This window comes from Brachybacterium sp. Z12 (assembly GCF_014400405.1).
Classification (GTDB): domain Bacteria; phylum Actinomycetota; class Actinomycetes; order Actinomycetales; family Dermabacteraceae; genus Brachybacterium.
On record NZ_CP060496.1, the window covers coordinates 849,480 to 870,037 of the forward strand.

At 69.5% G+C, this 20,558-nt stretch carries 19 protein-coding genes, 1 tRNA gene and 5 pseudogenes; 13 read left to right on the forward strand and 12 right to left on the reverse strand.

The features are described 5' to 3' along the window. Positions 1 to 5 precede the first annotated feature (5 nt). Positions 6 to 1,028: a zinc-binding alcohol dehydrogenase family protein gene (locus H3H54_RS04550; protein ID WP_262425694.1), complete on the reverse strand. Its 1,023-nt coding sequence runs from the start codon at positions 1,026 to 1,028 to the stop codon at positions 6 to 8. 150 nt (positions 1,029 to 1,178) lie between these two features. Between H3H54_RS04550 and H3H54_RS04555 the strand changes: the two genes are divergently transcribed. Continuing rightward, entirely contained in the window at positions 1,179 to 1,748 is a 570-nt protein-coding gene (locus H3H54_RS04555) for a biotin transporter BioY (protein ID WP_262425695.1), read from the forward strand. A 61-nt stretch (positions 1,749 to 1,809) separates the two neighbouring features. Here the strand turns inward: H3H54_RS04555 and H3H54_RS04560 are convergent, their stop codons facing one another. Beyond that, a complete protein-coding gene (locus tag H3H54_RS04560; protein WP_262425696.1) occupies positions 1,810 to 2,175 on the reverse strand; it encodes a YdcF family protein in 366 nt (121 codons plus the stop codon). Continuing rightward, a complete protein-coding gene (locus H3H54_RS04565) occupies positions 2,160 to 2,825 on the reverse strand; it encodes a hypothetical protein (RefSeq protein WP_262425697.1) in 666 nt (221 codons plus the stop codon). Before H3H54_RS04565 ends, H3H54_RS04560 begins: the two co-directional genes overlap by 16 nt. A gap of 92 nt (positions 2,826 to 2,917) precedes the next feature. Here H3H54_RS04565 and H3H54_RS04570 point away from each other — a divergent pair, with 92 nt between their 5' ends. Next, the gene (locus tag H3H54_RS04570; protein ID WP_262426402.1) at positions 2,918 to 3,421 is read left to right on the forward strand and encodes a DUF6328 family protein; all 504 of its coding nucleotides are present in this window, start codon (positions 2,918 to 2,920) and stop codon (positions 3,419 to 3,421) included. A 66-nt stretch (positions 3,422 to 3,487) separates the two neighbouring features. Here H3H54_RS04570 and H3H54_RS19465 read toward each other — a convergent pair. After that, a pseudogene (locus tag H3H54_RS19465) lies at positions 3,488 to 4,974 on the reverse strand (tagaturonate epimerase family protein). 106 nt (positions 4,975 to 5,080) lie between these two features. Between H3H54_RS19465 and H3H54_RS04585 the strand changes: the two are divergent. The 5 genes and pseudogenes from H3H54_RS04585 to H3H54_RS04605 all read left to right on the forward strand — a co-directional run. Then, positions 5,081 to 5,167: pseudogene (locus H3H54_RS04585) on the forward strand (LacI family DNA-binding transcriptional regulator); the annotation flags it as partial. Positions 5,168 to 5,403: 236 nt separating this feature from the next. Then, complete coding sequence (locus tag H3H54_RS04590) at positions 5,404 to 6,075, forward strand: LacI family DNA-binding transcriptional regulator (protein WP_262425699.1); 672 nt, start codon at positions 5,404 to 5,406, stop codon at positions 6,073 to 6,075. 19 nt (positions 6,076 to 6,094) lie between these two features. Further along, positions 6,095 to 6,763, forward strand: a complete 669-nt coding sequence (locus H3H54_RS04595) for a helix-hairpin-helix domain-containing protein (RefSeq protein WP_262425700.1) — start codon at positions 6,095 to 6,097, stop codon at positions 6,761 to 6,763. A gap of 50 nt (positions 6,764 to 6,813) precedes the next feature. Beyond that, positions 6,814 to 7,290, forward strand: a complete 477-nt coding sequence (locus H3H54_RS04600; protein ID WP_262425701.1) for a peroxiredoxin — start codon at positions 6,814 to 6,816, stop codon at positions 7,288 to 7,290. A 102-nt stretch (positions 7,291 to 7,392) separates the two neighbouring features. Beyond that, positions 7,393 to 7,482 (forward strand) — tRNA-Ser (locus H3H54_RS04605). 91 nt (positions 7,483 to 7,573) lie between these two features. Here H3H54_RS04605 and H3H54_RS04610 read toward each other — a convergent pair. Together H3H54_RS04610 and H3H54_RS04615 are read right to left on the reverse strand one after the other, a co-directional pair. After that, on the reverse strand, positions 7,574 to 7,939 hold the full coding sequence (locus H3H54_RS04610; protein ID WP_262425702.1) for an FCD domain-containing protein: 366 nt from the start codon (positions 7,937 to 7,939) through the stop codon (positions 7,574 to 7,576). Continuing rightward, positions 7,936 to 8,379, reverse strand: coding sequence for a GntR family transcriptional regulator (locus H3H54_RS04615; protein WP_262425703.1), 444 nt, complete (start codon positions 8,377 to 8,379; stop codon positions 7,936 to 7,938). Before H3H54_RS04615 ends, H3H54_RS04610 begins: the two co-directional genes overlap by 4 nt. 290 nt (positions 8,380 to 8,669) lie before the next feature. Between H3H54_RS04615 and H3H54_RS04620 the strand changes: the two genes are divergently transcribed. From H3H54_RS04620 to ppc, 5 genes and pseudogenes are all read left to right on the forward strand, one after another. Further along, positions 8,670 to 9,686 carry a transporter substrate-binding domain-containing protein gene (locus H3H54_RS04620; RefSeq protein WP_262425704.1) on the forward strand — a complete coding sequence of 339 codons (1,017 nt, stop codon included), beginning with the start codon at positions 8,670 to 8,672 and terminating at the stop codon, positions 9,684 to 9,686. Further along, positions 9,674 to 10,294, forward strand: a pseudogene (locus H3H54_RS04625) (amino acid ABC transporter permease); the annotation flags it as partial. The gene H3H54_RS04620 and the pseudogene H3H54_RS04625, both read left to right, overlap by 13 nt. A gap of 154 nt (positions 10,295 to 10,448) precedes the next feature. Beyond that, positions 10,449 to 11,102, forward strand: coding sequence for an ectoine/hydroxyectoine ABC transporter permease subunit EhuD (ehuD, locus tag H3H54_RS04630; RefSeq protein WP_262425705.1), 654 nt, complete (start codon positions 10,449 to 10,451; stop codon positions 11,100 to 11,102). A 58-nt stretch (positions 11,103 to 11,160) separates the two neighbouring features. Further along, positions 11,161 to 11,897, forward strand: a pseudogene (locus H3H54_RS18685) (amino acid ABC transporter ATP-binding protein). A 260-nt stretch (positions 11,898 to 12,157) separates the two neighbouring features. Beyond that, complete coding sequence (gene ppc, locus H3H54_RS04645) at positions 12,158 to 14,914, forward strand: phosphoenolpyruvate carboxylase (protein WP_262426403.1); 2,757 nt, start codon at positions 12,158 to 12,160, stop codon at positions 14,912 to 14,914. Positions 14,915 to 15,011: 97 nt separating this feature from the next. Here the strand turns inward: ppc and H3H54_RS04650 are convergent. The 4 genes and pseudogenes from H3H54_RS04650 to H3H54_RS04665 all read right to left on the reverse strand — a co-directional run bounded on the left by H3H54_RS04650 (position 15,012) and on the right by H3H54_RS04665 (position 17,990). Further along, a pseudogene (locus tag H3H54_RS04650) lies at positions 15,012 to 15,967 on the reverse strand (aldo/keto reductase). Between the two features lie 120 nt (positions 15,968 to 16,087). Then, entirely contained in the window at positions 16,088 to 16,648 is a 561-nt protein-coding gene (locus H3H54_RS04655; RefSeq protein ID WP_262425708.1) for a GNAT family N-acetyltransferase, read from the reverse strand. After that, entirely contained in the window at positions 16,645 to 17,475 is an 831-nt protein-coding gene (locus tag H3H54_RS04660) for an App1 family protein (protein WP_262425709.1), read from the reverse strand. Before H3H54_RS04660 ends, H3H54_RS04655 begins: the two co-directional genes overlap by 4 nt. 281 nt (positions 17,476 to 17,756) lie before the next feature. Beyond that, on the reverse strand, positions 17,757 to 17,990 hold the full coding sequence (locus tag H3H54_RS04665; RefSeq protein ID WP_262425710.1) for an N-acetyltransferase: 234 nt from the start codon (positions 17,988 to 17,990) through the stop codon (positions 17,757 to 17,759). A gap of 408 nt (positions 17,991 to 18,398) precedes the next feature. Between H3H54_RS04665 and H3H54_RS04670 the strand changes: the two genes are divergently transcribed. Then, positions 18,399 to 18,917 carry a protein tyrosine phosphatase gene (locus H3H54_RS04670; protein ID WP_262425711.1) on the forward strand — a complete coding sequence of 173 codons (519 nt, stop codon included), beginning with the start codon at positions 18,399 to 18,401 and terminating at the stop codon, positions 18,915 to 18,917. Between the two features lie 2 nt (positions 18,918 to 18,919). On the opposite strand, the gene H3H54_RS04675 is transcribed toward H3H54_RS04670, so the two are convergent. Continuing rightward, positions 18,920 to 19,084 carry a hypothetical protein gene (locus H3H54_RS04675; RefSeq protein WP_262425712.1) on the reverse strand — a complete coding sequence of 55 codons (165 nt, stop codon included), beginning with the start codon at positions 19,082 to 19,084 and terminating at the stop codon, positions 18,920 to 18,922. Beyond that, the gene (locus H3H54_RS04680; protein WP_262425713.1) at positions 19,081 to 19,653 is read right to left on the reverse strand and encodes a hypothetical protein; all 573 of its coding nucleotides are present in this window, start codon (positions 19,651 to 19,653) and stop codon (positions 19,081 to 19,083) included. Before H3H54_RS04680 ends, H3H54_RS04675 begins: the two co-directional genes overlap by 4 nt. Between the last annotated feature and the right edge of the window lie 905 nt (positions 19,654 to 20,558).

Sequence of the window (20,558 nt, forward strand, 5' to 3'; positions counted from 1 at the left end):
CCGGTTCAGGAGCCTGCAGGGAACTCGATGAGGACCTTGAGGTCCTCGGTCGCGCCGCCCGCCGCCGTCTCGAGGGCGCTCACCGCCTCCGTGAACGGCACGATCCGGGTGCGCAGCGGCGAGACGTCGACGACCTTGCGCTCGAGCAGATCGATGAGGGTCCCGAACACCTCCCGGCTGTTGCGCGAGCCGTAGACATCCAGCTCCTTCTTGATCAGCACGGACTGGTTGAACGTGACCTCGCGGGTGCCGTTGCCGATCAGCACCAGCCGCGCGCCGTACGCCGCGGCTTCGATCGCGTTCGTGAAGGAGACCGGCAGGCCGGTCGCCTCGCACACCACGTCGAAGCCGTCCCCTCCGGTCGCCGAGCCCGCTGCCTCCGAGATGCTCTGCGCAGTGAGGTCGAAGGCCCCTCGAGCGCCCATCGACACCGCGAGCTCGAGGCGCGAGGCCACGACGTCGGCGACCCACACCTGCGCTCCGCGGGTGATCGCCGAGAGCATCGTCAGCAGCCCGATCGCGCCGGCCCCGATCACCAGGACGCGGTCGCCCTCGGCGACCTCCGCCCGGCGCACGGCGTGGTAGCCGATCGAGAACGGCTCGACCATGGCGAGATCGCGCGGGTCCACCCCCTCCGCCCGGTGCAGGCGGTCCAGCGGCATCGTGAGGTGCTCCTGGAAGGCCCCGTCGCGATGGACCCCCATCGTCTCGTTGTGTTCGCAGGCGTTGATCAGGCCGCGGCGGCAGGAGTAGCAGCTGCCGTCCTGGAAGTACGGGACACCGGTGACGACATCGCCCGGGGCGAAGTGCTCGCTGGCCCCGTTGATCTCGACGATCTCGGCGGAGAACTCATGCCCGGGGACCCGCGGGTAGGAGGCGAAGGGCTGGGTGCCGCGGAGGACCTGGATGTCGGAGCCGCAGATGCCGGCGAAGCGCACGCGCAGCAGTGCCTCTCCAGGCTGGGGGACCGGGGTGGCGGTCTCGACGACCTCCGCAAGACCGGGTGTCGTGACGTGAAGGGATTTCATCTGCCGCCTGCTCCAAGAGGTTTTCTGCCTACGCTCGCAAATCGGCCCGCCGCGCGCAAGCGGAGTCCGCTGGGCGGCCGACCGGCCCGAGGGCCCGTGGAGAAGCCGTAGGCTTGCCCCTCCCGCACCCACCTGTTTCCGAGGAGCCCCATGTCCGCGATCGCCGTCCCGGCCCGCCGCCCCGTCCTGGCCGATGCCCTGGCACCGCACCGCACCCGCCTGCAGGACGCAGGCCTGGTGCTCGCAGGCGCCGGTGTCGTCGCCCTCCTCGCGCAGGTGACGATCCCGCTGCCGCTGGTCCCGATCACCGGTCAGACCCTCGGCGTGATCCTGGTCGGTGCGTCTCTGGGATCCCGCCGCGGCGCGGCAGCGCTGCTCACCTACCTGCTCGTGGGCCTGGCGGGCGCTCCCGTGTTCGCCGAGTTCATGGGCGGCCCGGCCTCGGTCCTCTCACCGAGCTTCGGCTTCATCCTCGGCTTCGTGCCCGCCGCCTTCGTGGCCGGCTGGTTCGCCGAGCGTGCGTGGGACCGCAAGCCCGCCCTCGCCATGGCCGGATTCGTCGCCGCGAGCGTGGTGCCCTTCCTGCTCGGTGTGCCCTACCTCGCCATGATCCTCAACGCCGTGATGGGCGCGCAGCTGGGCCTGGGGGAATCCTCGCCGCGGGCGTGTGGCCGTTCGTCCCCGGAGGCCTGGTCAAAGCTGCGATCGCCGCGGTGCTGATCCCCGCCGCGTGGCGCGGGGTGCGTTCCCTCGATCAGCGGAGCTGATCGCAGGCGGCGACTCAGCTGCTGAGCACCGCCGCCCGGACCAGCAGCACCACGAAGGCCAGCGAGGGCAGGAACGACACCGCCAGCCACACCTTGCGATAGGACAGGATCGCCAGGAACTCGCGCAGCGTGGCGCTGGGGACGTAGTAGAAGGCCGTCGGCCCGCCGATCGCCTCATCGTCGAAGCCGAGGCTGCGTGCCAGCAGCGCGGCGCGGAAGGCGTGGTAGCGACTGGTGGCGACCACGTACGGTCCCTGGTGGCCGGCCTCGTCGAGGATCCTGTGCGAGAAGCGCAGGTTCTCCTCCGTGGTGCGGGAGGAGGTCTCGGCACGGACCCGTTCCGCTGGCATCGAGCACTCCTCGATCAGGTACTCGGCCATCGCCTCCCCTCCGAACGGGGCTCATCCTCGCCCTGGCCGCCCGAGGGCACCAGCACCGGGTCCGCACCGAGCGCGAGCAGACGTTCCCGTTCCGCGACCGCGCGGTCCAGCCGATCGCGCAGCAGCTTCGGGACCCGCCCGTCGATCAGCCCGGAGCCGTGGATGATGATCCCGCTGGTCTCCAGCTGCCGGGGGAACAGCTGGTAGGGGACCGAGGCGCACAGGAAGACGAGGAACGCCAGCCCGAGATGCAACGCGAGCAGCGCCACCAGCGCTCCGGCGGCGAGGCCCAGAGGGGTCAGGGTGAGCACGAGCGCACCGGCGGCCACCGGGGCGCCCAGCAGCGCGAGCCCCGCCACCCCGGAGAGCAGGTTCCCGAGTGAACGGCCCTCCTTGCGCACCATGGTCAGGCCATTCCAGACCATGAAGACGCCGAGCGCGAGCACCCCCAGCAGCGCCATCGCGGTGCCGGCGAGCACCAGCAGATCGCCCCACGGCAGCGTGGTGGAGACCAGCCGGGACAGGGTCGAGACGCTCGAGTACAGCGCGATCACCAGCAGCACCCCGTTGCGGACCCGTCGGCGGTCCTGCCGGAAGACCAGCAGGTACACCGCCCACCAGAAGGCGGTCCCGATCAGCGCACCCAGCATCCGCGACTCCTCACGTCGTTCCGGCGTCCATCGTCCCACGGCCCGCGCGCAGCGACCGTCCTCGCAGCGGCTCCTACACGGGCGCGAAGGGCATCGACGAGCGTCCACCGGCCGCGGAGGCCCCCGCAGGCCGCTACCGACGCGAGGAATCCGCGGCCGAGCGGCTGGACCGCAACTGGAACGAGCTGCTCCAGGAGACTCGCGTGCTCCAGACCGGATCGCAGATCCTCGCCGCCTTCCTGGTGGCGCTGCCCTTCCAGGACCGCTTCGAGGACCTCGACGCGCTCCAGGTCGGCTGGTACCTCGGTCTGCTGCTGCTCGCCCTGCTGATCGTCGCGCTGCTGCTGACCCCGGTGGGCATGCACCGGCGACTTTTCCGCCAGCGGGTCAAGGACGAGATGGTCAAGACCGCCAACACCCTGCTGCGCACCGCGATCCTGCTGCTCGGGCTGCTGCTGAGCGGGGTGGCCGTCTTCGTGATCGATGTGGTGCTCAGCCGCGGGATCGCCGTCGGGACAGGAGTGGTGCTGCTCGCCCTGATGGGCGGGCTGCTGGTGCTGCTGCCGCACCGGATCGCACGGAGGGCGCACGGCTGAGGGCCTGCACGCAGGACGGCCGGCCCGTGCAGGAGCACGAGCCGGCCGTCCGTGGCCTGCGCGGGGTCAGCGGGTGGGCGCCGCCGCGAAGGGGGAGACGTGCTTGCCGATGTGCGCGGCCAGGACGTCGGTGTGCTGGGCCTGGTTCGCCGCGACCACCGCGAGGAAGCGATCGTGGATCGAGGCGCCCGAGGCGTCCCTCCCGTTCAGGGAGTCGCCGTAGCCCACGTGCAGGATCTGGCGGGCATCGTTCGAGCGGATCAGCTCGAGCAGGTCCACACCCTCGAGCGACGTGGGGGTGCGGTCCTCATGGGCGGAGACCTGGTAGCTCGCGCGGGCCTCGACATAGGAGGCGCGGGAGATGTCCCAGATGGTGGAGAACAGCTCGGGATCGTGAGCGGCGACGATCTCGACACCGCACAGGTAGCTGGTGCCGGAGGTCTTCAGGTGCACCAGACCCTGGGTGGCCTCGACGCACAGCGGGTAGATCGAGAACTTGTCCGAGCCCGAGTGCAGGGAGATCTTGTAGCCGCCGAACTGCTTGGAGATCGCGTGATGCGCCTCGAGGTTCGTGCGCAGCTCCTCGGCATCGCCCAGGAAGTCCAGGCCCTTCTCGAAGCCATCCACGTAGCGGGGGCGAAGCTGAACCAGGAGGCACCCAGGCGCTTGAGCTCGGAGGCCATGTAGAAGTGCTCGAAGAACGTGGTCAGCCAGGCGGTCTCGTCGACCGCGAACTCGACCTCGACCTCGTGCTCCGCGTTCTCGGTGACATGACGGTACAGGCGCATCGACTCGACGACCGCACGGCCGTACTTCACCGCGGCGGTGAGCACATCCTGCTCGGTGACCTCGATCTGCGAGTGGCCGACGTCCAGCGTCATGCCCACGTAGCGCTGCTTGAGGGCCTCGAGGGAGTCCTCGAGCTGGTCCCAGGGGAGCGCCTCGGCGTCCGCCTCGGTGACGCCGGCGGTGACGTCGGCGACCATGTCGCCCGGATCGAGGGTGAACATCACGAAGCCGGCCTCGAGGCCGCGGTCGATACCCTCGGTGGTCTTGATGTGGTCGCAGTCGGCGCCGAAGCCGCTGTCCCAGCCGGCCTCGACCAGGCCGAAGATCGCGTCATCCATCACGGACCGGGCGCTGCGGCCCAGGCGGTCCATCTCGCGGATCGACTGCTGGGCGAGGACGGGCATCACGCCGGCGCCCTGGGCGGCGAAGGCACGCGCCTGGCCGGGGGTCGCGAGGCCGGTGCGGTCGCCGGTGCCGATGGAGGTGCGGTGACCGCCGATCTTCTGCGGGCGCAGAGCCGGGAAGGCGGCCTGCAGCGCCTTGGCGTTCGCGGTGGACAGGGGGCCGGTGAGCACGTGGCCGTCACCGGCCGCTGCGGCCTCGCCCTCGAAGGCGGTCAGAGCCGCCGCCGCGGAGGCGACGAGCTGGAGCGAGCGGGCGGAGCCGTCGTAGCGGATGCTCGCCTCGAGGGAGTCGTTGCGCAGGGTCATGTGAATCTCCGTTTCGGAAGGGTGCGGGACGTCCGTTGTCCCGATGGCCGCCATCGCCGTAAATCGTAAACGATTACATAGATATGGCCTGCACGGAAGCCCGGAACTGGGCTACTCTCACAGATACACTGTAAAAGTTGCAGATGAGGGGGAGGTGGACATGGCGTCGACGCTCAAGGACGTGGCCCGGCAGGCGGGGGTCTCCATCGCGACCGCATCCCGCGCCTTCCAGCGCCCCGAGATGGTCGGGACCGAGTCCCTGGCGAAGGTCCGCGCGGCCGCCGTCGAGCTCGGCTACAGCCCCAACCGGAGCGCCCGCGCACTGATCACGGGCCGCAGCGGCGTGTACGGCGTGATCGTGCCGGACCTCGAGAACCCCTTCTTCCCGGCCGTGCTCAAAGGAGCTCAAGCGCGTGCCCACGAGCTCGGCGCGCAGCTGCTGATCACCGATGCGGGGAGTCCCCGGACGGTGAGCTGCCGCTCGTGCGCACCCTTGCCCCGCAGGTGGACGGCATCATGCTGTGCTCGAGCCGGATGGATGAGGACTCGCTGCACGAAGCCGCCTCCCTCACCCGGCTCAGCCTGGTCAACCGCGTCTCGCCCAGCCTGCCGGGCGTCTACGCGGACCCCGAGCCCGGCATCCCTGCGGCCGTGCAGCATCTGCGCCGGATGGGGCACCGACGGATCGGCTACGTCGGCGGTCCTGCCGTCAGCCGCTCCGACCGTGCCCGCCGCGCCGTGATCCGGCGCATCTGCGGCGAGGCGGAGCTGGACTGGATCGAGATCGGCTCCTTCCCGCCCACAGCCGACGGCGGGCGCAGCGCGGCCGAGGCCCTTCTGCGGACAGATGCCACCTCGGTGCTGGTCTACAACGACCTCATGGCCCTCGCACTGATGGAACGACTGCGCAGCTACGGCGTGGACGTGCCCGGCCAGATCAGCGTGGTGGGCTGGGACGACATCCCCTTCTCCGCCATGGTCACGCCGGGCCTGGCCACCATCCGGGTGCCGCGCTACGACATGGGCGCCCGGGCGATCGACATGCTCCACGAGGGCGAGCGCGACGAGGTGGAGCCCGCCCGCGTCGGCCTGCCCACCCAGTTCGTCCCCCGCGGATCGATCGCGCGGGCCGACGGCGGAGCCGTGCCTGGCTGAGCGGGTCTACGCTCCGATCATGGAAACGCTCAGCACCTCGATCGGGGACGTCCCAGGCATCGGCCGACCTGCCGCCCGCGCGCTGGCCGAGCATGGCCTGCGCACCGTCGGCGAGCTCGCCGATCGCGACTGGGCCCAGCTCGTGCAGCTGCACGGCGTGGGTCCCGCTGCGGGGCGGCGGCTCCAGGCCGTGCTCGAGCAGCACGGCGCCTCGTTGCGGAACCCGCCACCGCCCGAGGAGCGGCAGAGCGTCCTCACGCGGGGTGCGACCGGGAAGATCGCGAAGGACATCGTCACCCACGCCACCGCCGTGGATCCGGTGCAGCACGTGGCGGGCCTCGATTCCCGTCGGAGCCGCGAGGGAGCGGAGCTGCTGGCGATGTTCGACGAGATCACGGGGGAGCGGGCGACGATGTGGGGGCCCAGCATGATCGGCTACGGCCAGATCCACTACCGCTACGCCAGCGGACGGGAGGGCGACACCTTCCAGCTCGGTTTCAGCCCTCGCAAGGCCGAGCTCGCCCTCTACGGGCTGCAGGGCCTGCCGCGCTCCGAGGAGCTGCTGGAGCGGCTGGGGAAGCACCGGCGAGGCGCCGCCTGTGTCTGGGTGCGTGCGCTTGAGGGCATCGACACCGATGTGCTGCGCGAACTCGTCGCCCATGCCTGGGCCCACGGCCCGGAGCGCTGAGGCGGCACGGCTAGGCTGGGCGGTCGCGTCCCTCAGAGTCCAGGAGAGCCATGTCGTCCGCCCCCGTGAAGCTCGCCGTCGGCGATGCCGCCCCCGATTTCGACCTGCCCACCGCCGGTGGCGGCCGGGTGAGCCTGTCCGAGCTGCGCGGCGCGCCCGCCCTGCTCTGGTTCTACCCCGCCGCGAACACCTCGCTGTGCACCAAGCAGGCCTGCGATCTGCGGGACAACCACCAGATGTTCCTCGACGCGGGCTACCGGGTCGTAGGGATCTCCCCGGACGCGGTCGCAGACCTCGATCGCTTCGTCGAGAAGCAGAGCCTGCCCTACACCCTGGCCGGGGACGAGTCGCACCAGGTGATGGAGGCCTACGGCGCCTGGGGCGAGAAGAACATGTACGGGAAGAAGGTCCAGGGCACCATCCGCTCGACCTTCGCGATCGACGCCGAGGGCATCCTGACCTTCGTGAAGTATCGAGTCGGCACTCCCAAGCACATCGCGCTGCTGCAGGAGAAGCTCGGCCTCTGAGGCCCTGCGGCGGAAGTGTGACGTGATCTGCGTGCTCTCGCTTTGGTGCACTCCGCGTGCTCCCGTATGCTGAGTCGGCGTGCTGCGCGAGAGCCAGCGCCAGGAGACGTGGCAGAGCGGCCGAATGCGCTCCCCTGCTAAGGGAGTAGGCGGTGATAAACCGCCTCGGAGGTTCAAATCCTCTCGTCTCCGCCGAGAAGCAGAAGGCCCCTCACCTGCGGTGATATCGCGGGGAGGGGCCTTCTTCGTTGTCGAGCGCTGCCTCGGCGCCGCTCAGAGCTGTTCAGAGCTGCTCAGAGGGGGCGGGATCCTCGAGGGTGGTCCACTCCGGCCCGTCGGATTCCAGGAGATCGGGATCGCGCACCACGTCCTGCTTGCTCTCCCCGCTGCGCAGCCGCTGTGCGAGCTCCTGCAGGGTCTCGCGGAGCACCGCGCGGGCCCGCGAGGCGTCTCCGGCGGCCAAGGCGTCGATCAGCGCCTCATGCGCCTGGGTGAGGTCGGCGCGCACGCCGAAGCCGCGAGGGTCGGAGAAGCTGCCCATCCGGGTGAGGATCACGATCGTGCTCATCGAGGAGATCAGGAAGCGGTTCTGAGCGATCTCCGCGATCTGCTGATGCAGCTCGAGATCCGCATTGCCGGCCTCGATCACCTCTTCGGCTTCGAGGGCGCGACGGGTTCGTTCGAGGAGCCCCGCAGGGGTGCGAGCAGCTCCAGGGCCGCCTGCTCGTCCCCGTCGGCGCGCATCCTGGAGACCCGATCGGCGACGATCGAGGCGGCCTGCATCTCGATGCCCAGCCGATAGTCGATGAAATCGGACATCGTCACCGCATCCATCCTGGTCACGAACAGTCCGCGCCCCGGGATCTGGGTGAGGAGCCCGTCGCGGACCAGCCGCTGGCAGGCCTCGCGGAGAGAGGACCGGGAGATGCCCATCTGCTTGGACACCTGGACCTCGGGGATGGTGTCGCCGGGCCGCAGATCACCGAAATAGATCGCATTGCGCAGCTCGAGCTCTGCCTGATCGATGATCGAGGGTCGACGGATGGGCTGCATCAGCGGCAGCCGGACCGTCTCCTGGCGAGGGGGCATCCATCCTCCTGTGCTCGTGCGCGATGTGCGCGCGGGGCGTCATCTAATCATCCGTCCCCGGCGGGCCGCACGCGGCCCGGATACGGAGTCATCGCTGTCACATCCTGCGGCCCGGAGCCCGACGGCCCGGGTCACGACACCGTCACGAAACCGCCCAGGGGTCGGGACCATGCTGGTGAGAGACGCTAGCGTGGACCACGATCCGAAAAGCCGATCTGCGGATTGTCCGACAACAGGTAGTGTCGCCCATCACCGCAGAGCGCGAGACACACAGCTAAGGGAGCATCTCCATGCAGAACCGCCGAAGCTTCATCCGAAAGAGCGGTCTGGTCCTCTCAGCCGCAGCACTGGGCGGGCTCGCCGCCTGCAGCCAGACCAGCAGCGGAGGCGGAGGTGGCGAGGGCGGCGAAGACGGCGGCGGGGGAGACCTGCTCAGCCGGCTGCAGGAGGCCGGGACCATCACCGTCGGCTTCGCCGGCGAGGGCCCCTACAGCTTCGACGATGACGGCGAGCTCACCGGCGCGACCTTGGCCATGCACCGCGAGATCTTCGGCGAGCTGGGCATCGACAACGTCGAGGGCAAGCTCACCGACTGGAACTCGCTCATCCCGGGCCTGAACTCCCAGCAGTTCGACGCCGTCAGCGCCGGCATGTCGATCCTCCCCGAGCGCTGCGCCGAGGCCGCGTTCAGCGAGCCCGAGTTCCAGTACACGACGGCTCTCATGGTGCCCAAGGGCAACCCCGAGGGCCTGGAGAACATGCAGTCCTTCGTCGACTCCGGCCTCACCGTCGCCACCATGAGCGGCGCGATCGAGAGCACCTACGCGAAGGACCTCGGACTCGACAGCATCGAGGTCGGCGGCCCGCAGGACGGTGTGGACGCGCTCAGCAGCGGCAACGCCGACGCCTTCGCGCTCACCGCGATCTCGCTGAACTGGCTGGCGGAGAACTCCGCCACCGACTTCGAGGTCACCGAGAGCTTCGTGGCCGAGATCGACGGCGTGAAGCAGGTCGGCGCCGGTGGCACCGTCTTCCGCCAGGAGGACACCTCCCTGCTGGATGCCTACAACGAGAAGCTGGCCGAGATCATCGCCGATCCCGAGCGCTACCTCTCGATCGTGGGCGACTTCGGCTTCACCGAGGAGGAGCTCCCCGGAGGAGATGACGTCCGAGATCCTGTGCGCGGGCGATCTGTCGTCCCTGCAGTGAGTCCTGATCCTCAGAACCGTCTCGCTCCGGCGCGTCCCGCTCAGGGACGCGCCGGAGCGATGCGCACCCAGGAGGTGATCCCCCGATGGATGGTGTGATCGGGTTCTTCGAACAGCTCGGACCGAACCTGCAGATCCTCCTGGCACGGACGCCGCAGATCCTCGACGGCATCCAGACGACGGCGCTCGCCACCGTGCTCGGCGGGCTGCTGGCGCTGGTGATCTCCTTCGCGTTCGGCATCCTCCAGACCGCGAGGTTCGCCGTGGTGAGGATCGTCGCGCGCATCTTCGTGGAGTTCTTCCGCGGCACCTCGCTCGTGGTCCAGCTGTTCTGGCTCTGCTTCGTGCTGCCCCAGCTCCCGTACCCCCTCGGCTGGCGTCTCGAGCCGCTGATGGTCGGAGTCCTGGCGCTGGGTCTGAACTACGGGGCCTACGGTGCCGAGGTGGTGCGCGGATCGATCGGCTCGGTAGCCAAGGGGCAGTACGAGGCGATCAGCGCGCTCAGCCTGAGCCCCGTGCGCGGCCTGTTCCGAGTGATCATCCCGCAGGCATGGGCCCTGATGATCCCGTCGCTGTCGAACCTGTGGATCCAACTCCTCAAGGGCAGCGCGATCGTCTACACGGTCACGCTGTATGACCTCTTCTTCCAGGTCGAGCAGGTCCGCAAGCAGACGGGGACATGGTTCGCGTTCCTGTTCGCCCTGCTGGCGTACTACCTCATCGCCTGGGTGATCGTGATCATCATGAACGCCCTCGAAGTGCGGGCCAAGCACAAGATCGGTCGCGGTCCGGCCCTCTCGAAGTCCCTGGGATCGCTGCTGCGTGCCCCGGGCAGCGCTGCTGTGGCGAAGGGGGCCTGTCATGAACGAGTCCTGGTGGTCCTGGGACCATGCCGCCGCCGTCCTCCCGGACCTGCTGGTGGCCTTCTTCAAGTACACGCTGGTCGCGACCGTGCTCGGCACGCTCATCGCCGTGGTGCTGGGCCTCGTCGTGGCGATGGTCCGGCGAATCTCCCCGGCCATCATCCGCACGCCGGTGACCTGGGTCGTGGAGTTCATCCGGATGACCCCGCTCGTGGTGCAGCTGGTGTTCGCGAACATGGTGCTGTCGCCGTACATCGACTCGACGTTCGCGATCGGCATCTGGGTGCTCGGCATCCACTACACGACCTACATGGCCGAGGTATACCGCGCCGGCATCGACTCGGTGCCGAAGGGACAGTGGGAGGCGGCCACCGCGCTCTCGCTGCCGCAGATGCGCACCTGGCGCGCTGTCATCGTCCCGCAGGCGATCCGCAGCACGCTCCCGGCCCTCGGCAACTACGCGATCTCGATGTTCAAGGAGACCCCGTTCTTCGTGGTCATCTACATCCCGGAGATGGTCCGCATCGCGCAGACCTACGGCGGGGACACCTTCCGGTACACCGAGTCGATCACGCTGGCCGGTCTGATCTTCCTGGTCTCGAGCTATCCGACATCCGTCCTGATCCGACGACTGGAGAAGAAACTTGCCTGAGAACATCGCACCCGGCGGGACCGGGTCCACCTCCGCCCCGCACATCGAGTTCCGCGACGTGGTGAAGTCCTTCGGCGACAACACCGTGCTGAAGAACCTGAACTTCACGGTCGGCCACGGAGAGCGCGTCACGCTGATCGGGCCCTCGGGCTCCGGCAAGACGACGATCCTGCGCCTGGTGATGACGCTCGAGGAGCTCACCGGCGGGTACATCCACGTCGCGGGCCAGCCTCTGCAGTACGAGGAGAAGGGCGGCAGGCGCCAGCGCGTGCCGGACAAGCAGCGCCGTCGCACCACCACCCAGATCGGGATGGTGTTCCAGCACTTCAACCTGTTCCCGAACATGACCGTGCTGGAGAACATCATCGAGGCCCCCTCCACGTGATGGGGCTGTCGAAGGCGGATGCCATCGCCAAAGCCGACGCCCTGCTCGAGAAGGTCGGGATGGGCGCCAAGCGCGACTTCAACCCCTCGCAGCTCTCAGGCGGCCAGCAGCAGCGCGTGGCGATCGCCCGCGCCCTCGCCATGGATCCCGAGATCCTGCTGCTGGACGAGGTCACCTCTGCCCTCGACCCGGAGCTCGTGGACGAGGTGCTCGGCGTGCTCAAGGACATCGCCGCCGAGACAGACATCTCCATGCTCATCGTGACCCACGAGATGCAGTTCGCGAAGGAGGTCTCCGATCGCGTGATGATGTTCGACCAGGGCTCCATCGTCGAGGAGGGCACGCCGCAGAAGATCTTCAGCGAGCCCGAGCACCAGCGCACGCGGGACTTCCTGCGCGCCGTGCTCTGACCCCCGGGCGGACGGTCGGCGGCGCCCCCGATGAGGGCGCGCCGACCCCGCCTCGGCAGTCCGCGTACTGTCGACCCCGGGGCGCAGACCGCCCTTCGCTGTAGTCTGTGCCCGTTCGTTCCGCGCCGACGCGGTCGCCCTGTGTGTTGTCGGCGGCCGCCGTGCGGCGTGCCGACCCCAGGAGGCCCCGTGCCAGACCCCGACGCCATCGCCGTCCCGACGTTGACGAGCGAGTTCCCCGTCGTCGGTGACGACCCCACATCGACGCCCCGCTGCGGGCGACGGTTCGACGCCTGTCGACGCTGCTCGGCCGTACGCTGGCCGACCAGCACGGCCAGGAGATGCTCGACCTCGTCGAGCAGGTCCGCCAGCTGACGAAGGAGGCGAAGTCCGCCGACTCCGAGGCCAGCGCCCAGGATGTCCAGTCTCGCCTCGCCGAGCTCACCATCGAGCAGGCCACCGCCCTCACGCGAGCATTCAGCCAGTACTTCCTGCTGGCCAATGCCGCGGAGCAGGTCTACCGTGTGCGGGCCCTGCAGGAGCGCCCCTCGGCCGAGTCCTGGATGCCGCGCACCGTGCGCGCCGTCCACGAGGAGCTCGGCGCGGAAGGTCTGCAGGCGGCCGTCGACTCCCTCGACGTGCGGCTGATCTTCACCGCCCATCCCACCGAGGCCTCGCGCCGCGCCGTGCTGACGAAGCTGCGCCGCATCTCGGACATCCTCGGGGTCGACACCGAGGAGGGCACTGCCGAGCGCCGACGCCAGGATCGTGACCTGGCTGAGCTCATCGAGACGCTGTGGCAGACCGATGAGCTGCGCCGGCAGCGCCCCACCCCGCAGGACGAGGCCCGCAACGCCCTCTACTACCTGCGCCAGATCTTCCGCCAGACGATGCCTGAGATGCTCGACGGACTGCGCGAGGAGCTGCGGGCGCACGGCGCCGACCTGCGCTCGGACCAGGTCCCGCTGCGCTTCGGCTCCTGGATCGGCGGCGACCGCGACGGCAACCCCTTCGTCACCGCCGAGGTCACCCGCGATGTGCTGAAGCTCCAGGCGGAGACATCGATCGACCTCGCGATCGAGGTGGTCGCCGACCTCATCCTCGAGCTCTCCGTCTCCAGCGAGCTGACCGGCGCGGACGAGCAGCTGCAGGAGAGCCTCGCCGCGGACCTCTCCCACGAGTCGGACGTCGACCGCGTCCAGCAGGAGATGTACCGGGAGGAGCCGTACCGGCTCAAGCTCGGTGCGATGCGCTCCAAGCTGCAGGCCACCCGCGAGCGGATCCGCAGCGGGAAGGGGCACGTCCACGGCCAGGACTACGGCGACAGCGCCGAGCTGCAGGCTGACTTCGAGGTGCTGCGCGGCGCACTGCGCCGCCACGGGGGCGTGCGCGCCGCCGACGGTGCCCTCGCCATCGCCCAGCAGGTGCTGGCCGCCTCGGGGCTGAACCTCGCCACCCTCGATGTGCGCGAGCACTCCGAGAAGCACCACGAGGTGCTGGCCCGCCTGTTCGACCGTGTGGGCGAGCTGGACCGTCCCTACACGGAGCTCAGCCGCGCCGAGCGCACCACCGTGCTGGGCCGGGAGCTCGGCAGTCGCCGTCCGCTGGTCGGCTCGGCGATCTCCGAGGACCCATCGATCCTCGACGACCCCACCCGCACCACCTACAACGTGTTCCGAGAGATCCGGGACGCGCACCGCCTCTACGGCACCTCCGTCATCGAGACCTACATCATCTCCATGACCCACGGCGCCGACGACGTGCTGGCAGCTGCGCTGCTGGCCCGTGAGGCCGGACTGGTCAGCATCGCCGGCGGTGAGAAGAACCGCGCGGACATCGGCTTCGTGCCGCTGCTCGAAGAGGTCTCCGAGCTGCGGCACGCCGGCGAGATCCTCGACGAGCTGCTGTCGGACCCCTCCTACCGCGAGCTCGTGCGACTGCGCGGCGACCGCCAGGAGGTCATGCTCGGCTACTCCGACGGCAACAAGGACGCCGGTGTCATCACCTCCCAGTGGGAGATCCACCAGGCCCAGCGCTCGCTGCGCGATGCCGCGGCCCGCCACGGGGTGACCCTGCGCCTGTTCCACGGCCGCGGAGGCTCCGTCGGTCGCGGCGGCGGCCCCACCTATGACGCGATCCTGGCCCAGCCGTACGGCGTGCTCGAGGGCGAGATCAAGTTCACCGAGCAGGGCGAGGTCATCTCCGACAAGTACATGCTGCCCTCGCTGGCCAAGGAGAACCTCGACCTGTCGCTCGCCGCGGTGCTCGAGGGCTCGGCCCTGCACACCGCGCCGCGCACCCCGGCGGAGACCCTCGACCGCTTCGGCGAGGTCATGCAGTCCGTCTCCGACGCCTCCTTCGCGGGGTACCGGAAGCTGATCGATGACCCGAACCTGCCGGAGTACTTCGTCTCCGCCACCCCGGTCGAGCAGCTGGGCGACCTGAACATCGGCTCGCGTCCCTCGAAGCGCACCACCTCCTCCAAGGGCCTGGACGGTCTGCGGGCGATCCCGTGGGTCTTCGGCTGGACGCAGTCGCGGCAGATCGTGCCCGGCTGGTTCGGCGCCGGCTCCGGGCTGAAGGCCGCCCGCGAGGCGGGGCTCGAGCCGGACCTGCACGAGATGTACCGCAACTGGCACTTCTTCCGCACCGTGATCAGCAACGTCGAGATGACGCTCGCGAAGACGGACATGCAGATCGCAGCGCACTACGTGCACTCCCTGGTGCCTGAGCGCCTGTGGTACCTGTTCGATCTGATCCGGGAGGAGTACGAGCTCGCGGTCGCGGAGATCGAGCGGCTCACCGGCGTGCTGGACCTGCTGGACAACCAGCCGATCCTCAAGCGCACCCTCGCCGTGCGCGACCGGTACCTGGATCCGATCTCCTACATGCAGGTCGCGATGCTGCAGCGTGCCCGCGCCGCCACCGAGCGCGGTGAAGAGCTCTCGCCGGAGCTCCAGCGTGCACTGCTGACCACGATCAACGGGGTCGCGGCAGGGCTGAAGAACACCGGCTGATCCGCTGCTGCGCCAGCTCATCGAGTCGTAGGTCCGGTGCATTCCTGGGGACCCAGGGTGCACCGGACCTACGACTCGATGTCGTCCAAGGGACGGCTCAGCGGGCTGTGCCGTCGACCGCGAACTCGTCGATGCGGATGAGCTCCTCATCGGTGATCTCGAGGTTCTCGAGCGTGGCGATGTTCTGCTCCAGCTGCGAGACCGACGACGCCCCCACCAGCAGCGTGCTGACCTGCTGGTGGCGCAGCGCCCAGGCCAGGGCCAGCTGGGCGAGGCTCTGGCCGCGGTCGTGGGCGATCTGCGAGAGGCCGCGCACCCGTGACTGGTAGTCAGGGTCCTGGACCTGCCGCTCGTCGAGCGAGGAGGAGGATCCTGCGGCCCGGGAGCTCTGCGGCACCCCGGAGAGGTACCGGTTGGTGAGCAGGCCCTGCTGGAGCGGGGAGAAGGCTGCGATCCCCACCCCGATCTCCTCCACCACGTCCAGCAGTCCGTGCTCGATGTGACGGTTGAACATCGAGTACGAGGGCTGATGGATCAGCAGCGGGTGCCGAGGTCGGCGAGCATCCGTGCTGCCTGCCGGGTCTTCTCGGGAGAATAGTTGGAGATGCCCGCGTACAGGGCCTTGCCGCTGCGCACCGCATGGGCGAGCGCCCCCATCGTCTCTTCGAGCGGGGTCTGGGGATCCTCACGGTGGTGGTAGAAGATGTCCACGTGGTCCAGGCCCAGACGCTCCAGGGACCGGTCCAGCGAGTTCAGCAGATACTTCCGTGAACCGCCGTCACCGAACGGGCCGTCCCACATCCGGTAGCCGGCCTTGGTGGAGATCACCAGCTCGTCCCGGTGCTGGCGGAAGTCCTGGGCGAGGATCCGGCCCACATGGGTCTCCGCGCTGCCGGGAGGCGGCCCGTAGTTGTTCGCCAGATCGAGGTGGTTCACCCCCAGATCGAAGGCGCGGCGCACGATGGTGCGCAGGGTCAGCGGATCGCGGTTCTCGCCGAAGTTCTGCCAGCAGCCCAGGGAGATGGGCGGCAGCTGCACGCCCGACCTGCCCACGCGGCGGTACGGCGTGCGGTCGTAGCGGTCGGGGGAGGGGAGTAGGCATCGTTGCTCATGCCGCGAGCCTAGTCCTGGACGCGATCCCCTGGCAGGGACGACCAGCACCGGAGCCGCTGGTCACGAGGACTGCAGCGGGCGCTCCATGATATCCATCCCCAGGCCGGCGACCTTCAGCCAGTCGGCGTTGCCGGCGAAGGGGACGCTGTGGCCGGTGCGGGTGAAGCCGTGGCGCTCGTACCAGGCGTGCAGCTCCGGCCGGGACTGCAGGACCTGGATGCTCAGAGCGTCCGCTCCGGCGGCACGCTGCCGCTCCGCCTGAGCCTCGAGGAGACGGCCTCCCAGCCCGCGGCCCTGGGCGGAGGGGTGCACGGCGAACAGGCCCAGCTCCGCACGATCGATGCCGGAGGGGTCGGTGGGCTCACGCCGTGTGTAGCAGCAGCCCAGCAGCTCCCCATCGAGCTCAGCGACCTGCAGCGTCACCGCCGGATCGGCGAGCATCGTGCGGACCTCGGCGGCGTCGGTGCGGTGACCGTCCACCAGATGCGCCTCGGTGGTCCATCCACCCTCGCCGCGATAGGCGACCTGGACCAGCTCGACGAGGGTGTCCACGTCGCTCTCGTGAGCATCCCGCAGCAGGAGCCCGGTGAGGGCCTCGACGGCCGTGCGGTGGGAGCTCATGAGGTGATCCTTCCGGTGCGCCGGAGCTCGCTGAGCAGGCTGTGCCCATCGGGTGCGGCGAGTGTCAGCGGGGACCCGTTCGCGGGTGCGGAGGCCTCCAGCGGGCGGCGTGAGCCGTGAGCGAGCAGCTGCTCGGGCTCGGTGAGCTGACGGATCAGGATCGCCTCGACCCGCTCCGGGTGGCGCGCGGCGAAGTCCGCGTAGAGCGAGGGATCGTGCTGGCCGTCGTCCCCCACGAGGATCCAGCGCATGCCGGGATACTCGGCGGCGAGCTGCTCGAGGGCACGGTGCTTGTGCTCGGGACCGGAGCGGAAGAACCCGGTGTTGGTGGGCCCCCAGTCGGTCAGCAGCAGCGGTCCGTCCGGATAGCCGTTGCGGTACAGGAAGCGCTTGAGCACCGGGAACACGTTCCAGGCACCCGTGGACAGGTACACCACCGGCAGCGCGGTGTGCTCGCGGACGAGGCGCTGGTAGAGCATCGGCATCCCCGGCACCACCTGGCGGGAGGACTGGTGCACGACGAAGGCGTTCCAGAAGGCGAGCAGCGGGCGGGGCAGCCAGGTCACCATCACGGTGTCGTCGATGTCGCTGACCATGCCGACCCGGGTCTCCGGGGCGAACACGGTGATGTCCGCGCTCACCTCGTTTCCCGGTGCCGTCCACAGCACTGCCTCGTGATGGCCCGGCGCGAGCGATACCTCGAGCGTCGCATCGACGATCCCGGCACGGTCGGCCCGCACGGTGAACTGCTGGTCGCCGAGCAGGACGTGCACGGTGCGGTGTGGTGCCACCTGTCCGGCGAAGTTCCGCCAGCCGCGCACCGCCATCGTGCGCAGATCGTGGACGGGCTGGTCGTGGAAGTCAGCCGGGGTGCCGGGGAGGCGTGGAGGACCTTCGCCAGCACCCGCACACGTCCGGTGGAGCCGAAGCCGTGGAACGGCTGCAGCCGCAGGTCCCAGCGGAGCTGCCGCAGGGCGCGGCCGACGGCGGCGTTCTTCACGTCCTCGAGCCGCGCCGACCAGTGCGGTCGGTCGCCCCCTCTGCGCGTGGCGAGGGAACGGAGGGCCGAGCGGGCCGAGGTGAGCCGGGAAGGGATGCGCACCGGCCCTCAGAGGCCGCGAGCCATCTTCAGCCAGGCGCTGTCGGGGTCGCCCTCGACGATCTCCCAGCGGTCGCCGGTGTCGACGAAGCCGAGGCTCTCGTACAGGGACCGGGCGCCGGTGTTCTCGGGACCGACGTACAGGGTGATCGTGTCGGCGCCGTCCTCGCGGGACCATTCGAAGACCGCCTCGGCGAGCTTCGCGGCGATGCCGCCGTGACGGGAGGTGGGCGTGACCCACATGGCCTGGAGCTCGCGCTCGTTGGCGGGGAGTCCTCCTCGCGCCGGGCCGCCACGACGGCGACCGGCTGATCGTCCTCGACTGCCAGGAACCAGGCGGCTTCGCGCACGCGCTGTTCCCAGACGGAGTCCTCGTAGGTGGATTCCTTGTCCCAGCTCTGCCCGAAGGCGGCAGGATCGGTGCTGAGGGACCGAAGACGGATCTCGCGCACGAGCGACCAGTCGTCGTCGTGGGCGCGGATAATGTCGGCCATGGGTGTCCTCCTGAGCCGTCGTTGCGTGGTCACGGGCCATCATGCCCTGGCGATCATGCTCTCGCGCTGCCCCGGGCACCGCATGCACTCCCGCCGACAGTGTACGTTCCTCGGCGGTTCTGCGCTCGCATCGCCCTGAGCTTGACACAATGGGGGCATGTCCCCGATTCGTCTTCTCACCGTCTGCACCGGAAATGTGTGCCGTTCACCGGCTGCGGCGGTGATGCTGCGCGTGGCGATCCAGGAAGCAGGCCTGGTCGGGCAGGTGGAGGTGGGGTCCTCCGGCACCAGCTGGGAGGCCGAGGGGATGCCGATGGACGATCGCACCGAGCTCGCGCTCGAGCGTGCCGGTTATGCGCGTCCCTTCGAGCACACCGCCCGCACCATCCACCTCACAGAGCTGCTGGCCTGGGACCTGGTGCTGCCGATGACGGCCGATCACGCCCAGAGGCTGCGCCGGATGGTGGATCAGGCCCCGGAGGGATCCTCCGTCCCCGAGATCAGGATGTGGCGGCGTTTCGAGCCCGGAGCGGATCCGGAGGCGCTCCCGACGGAGATCGCCGTCGATGATCCCTGGTACGAGGGACAGGGTGCTTTCGATCGGACCATCCGCGAGATGCAGCAGAGCGTGCCCGGCATCATCGCGTTCGCCAGAGAGCTGCTCGAGCAGCGCTGAGCTCAGTCCTCGGTGTCGTGCTTGCCGACGCTGTGTCGGCTGTGCCAGGTCGCGCCGACGAAGCCGGCCGTGGTGAGGAAGCCGATGACCAGCGCGGCGACGAGGACCTGACGCATCTGCCCGAAGGATGAGCCGGTGTCTTCGGTGATCGCATTGAACAGCCTCACCACCGGGCCGCCCTCGCCCGCGGCTGTGGTGGGCTGCGGTGACGGTGCGGGGGTGTGCTCGGCTCCTCGGCACCGACACCGCTGAACTCGGTCTCCTCACTGCTCTCGCTCTCCACCGGAGCGCTCGACGTCTCGGCGGGAGTCGGCTCGGGTTCGGGAGCGGACTCAGGCTCCGCGGGCGCTGGTTCGGGAGCGGGCTCTGCGGCAGGCTCCGCACCCTCGGGCTCGACGTTCTGCTCCTGCTCCGGGCTCTGCTCCGGGGTGAGGTCGGCTTCGGAGGAGGGGTCCTCTTCAGGGGCCGTGGGGGTCTCGCTCGGCTCGGGGGCGGGGGTGGTCTCGGGCGGAGTCTCTGGCAAGGACGGGGATGGGGACGGAGACGGGGAGGGAGTTGGCTTGGGCGAGGGGGACTCGGTCTCCTCGGGAGGAGGCGTGGATTCCTCGTCGCCGGGATCCGTGGACTCGCCAGGGTCCGTGGGGTCGTCGGTCCCGTCGGGCGGGTCGGATTCGTCGGTCTGATCGGTGTTCTCGCTGGGCGAGGGTTCAGCCGGCACGCTGCCTGGAGCGCTCACGCCCGGTACCAGGGTGGGCCCGCCCCCGCCCCCGCCCTCGGCGTCATCGTCGCCGGCGTCTGCGCAGTCCTCGGCGATGGTCTTGCTGAGCAGTGTGGGTACGACGGAGAGGGTTCCCGGGGCCGGGCAGTCCTCGTTGATGACAGGGGGTTCGGCGGGCGAGGAGGGCTCGCTGCCCTCGGGAGTCTCGCTGCCCGCAGGAGTCTTGTCCCCGAGGGTCTGCTCCTCGGTGGGCTCCTCGTCAAGGGACGGCTGCTCGGGGTCGTCGGCTCCTCGGGAGTCTCCTGCTCGGGCGCCGGCTCCTCGGGGCTGGTCGCCTTGACGTCTTCGTCGGGCTCCTGCGGGAGCTTCTGCTTTTCTTGGTGCTCTTCCTCTGTTTCGCCCTCGGTCGCGCCCCCAGGGTCATCCTCCGGGAGCGGGTCCGCGGCCTCGAGGGAGGGGGACTGCGTGGTCTCGGGGTCCGTGATCTCGGCGAAGGCGGGGGCCGCGGCGACAGGAAGTGTCATGGCGAGAGCGGCGGAGCAGGCGCACAGGCGTGAGCGCAGACGCATAAAGCTGGCCCCCTCTCCTGGTCGCAAGCTCGGCAGCTGCGGTCGGTGTCATCTCCGGTGGGTCCGACGGAGCATATTACCCTACCGACCCTTTACTTTCGACCCCATCGTTCACCCCTCCCAAGGCCCGCGCAAGGGCGCTGTGCATGGCGCCACGACACCGTGACGTACGTAATGGTGGCCATTTCTTGACCATCTCTTTGCCGTCGACCTGCATGAATGCCGGTCAACGCGGGATTCCACGCCCCAGCAGCCTCTGCGTGAGGGGCCGTGCGCGCACCCGGCGCTCCTCAAGGAAACGTCCCGAAAGCGTCGCGGTGGCCTTCCGGCGCGAGCTCGCAGGAGGGCGCCGAG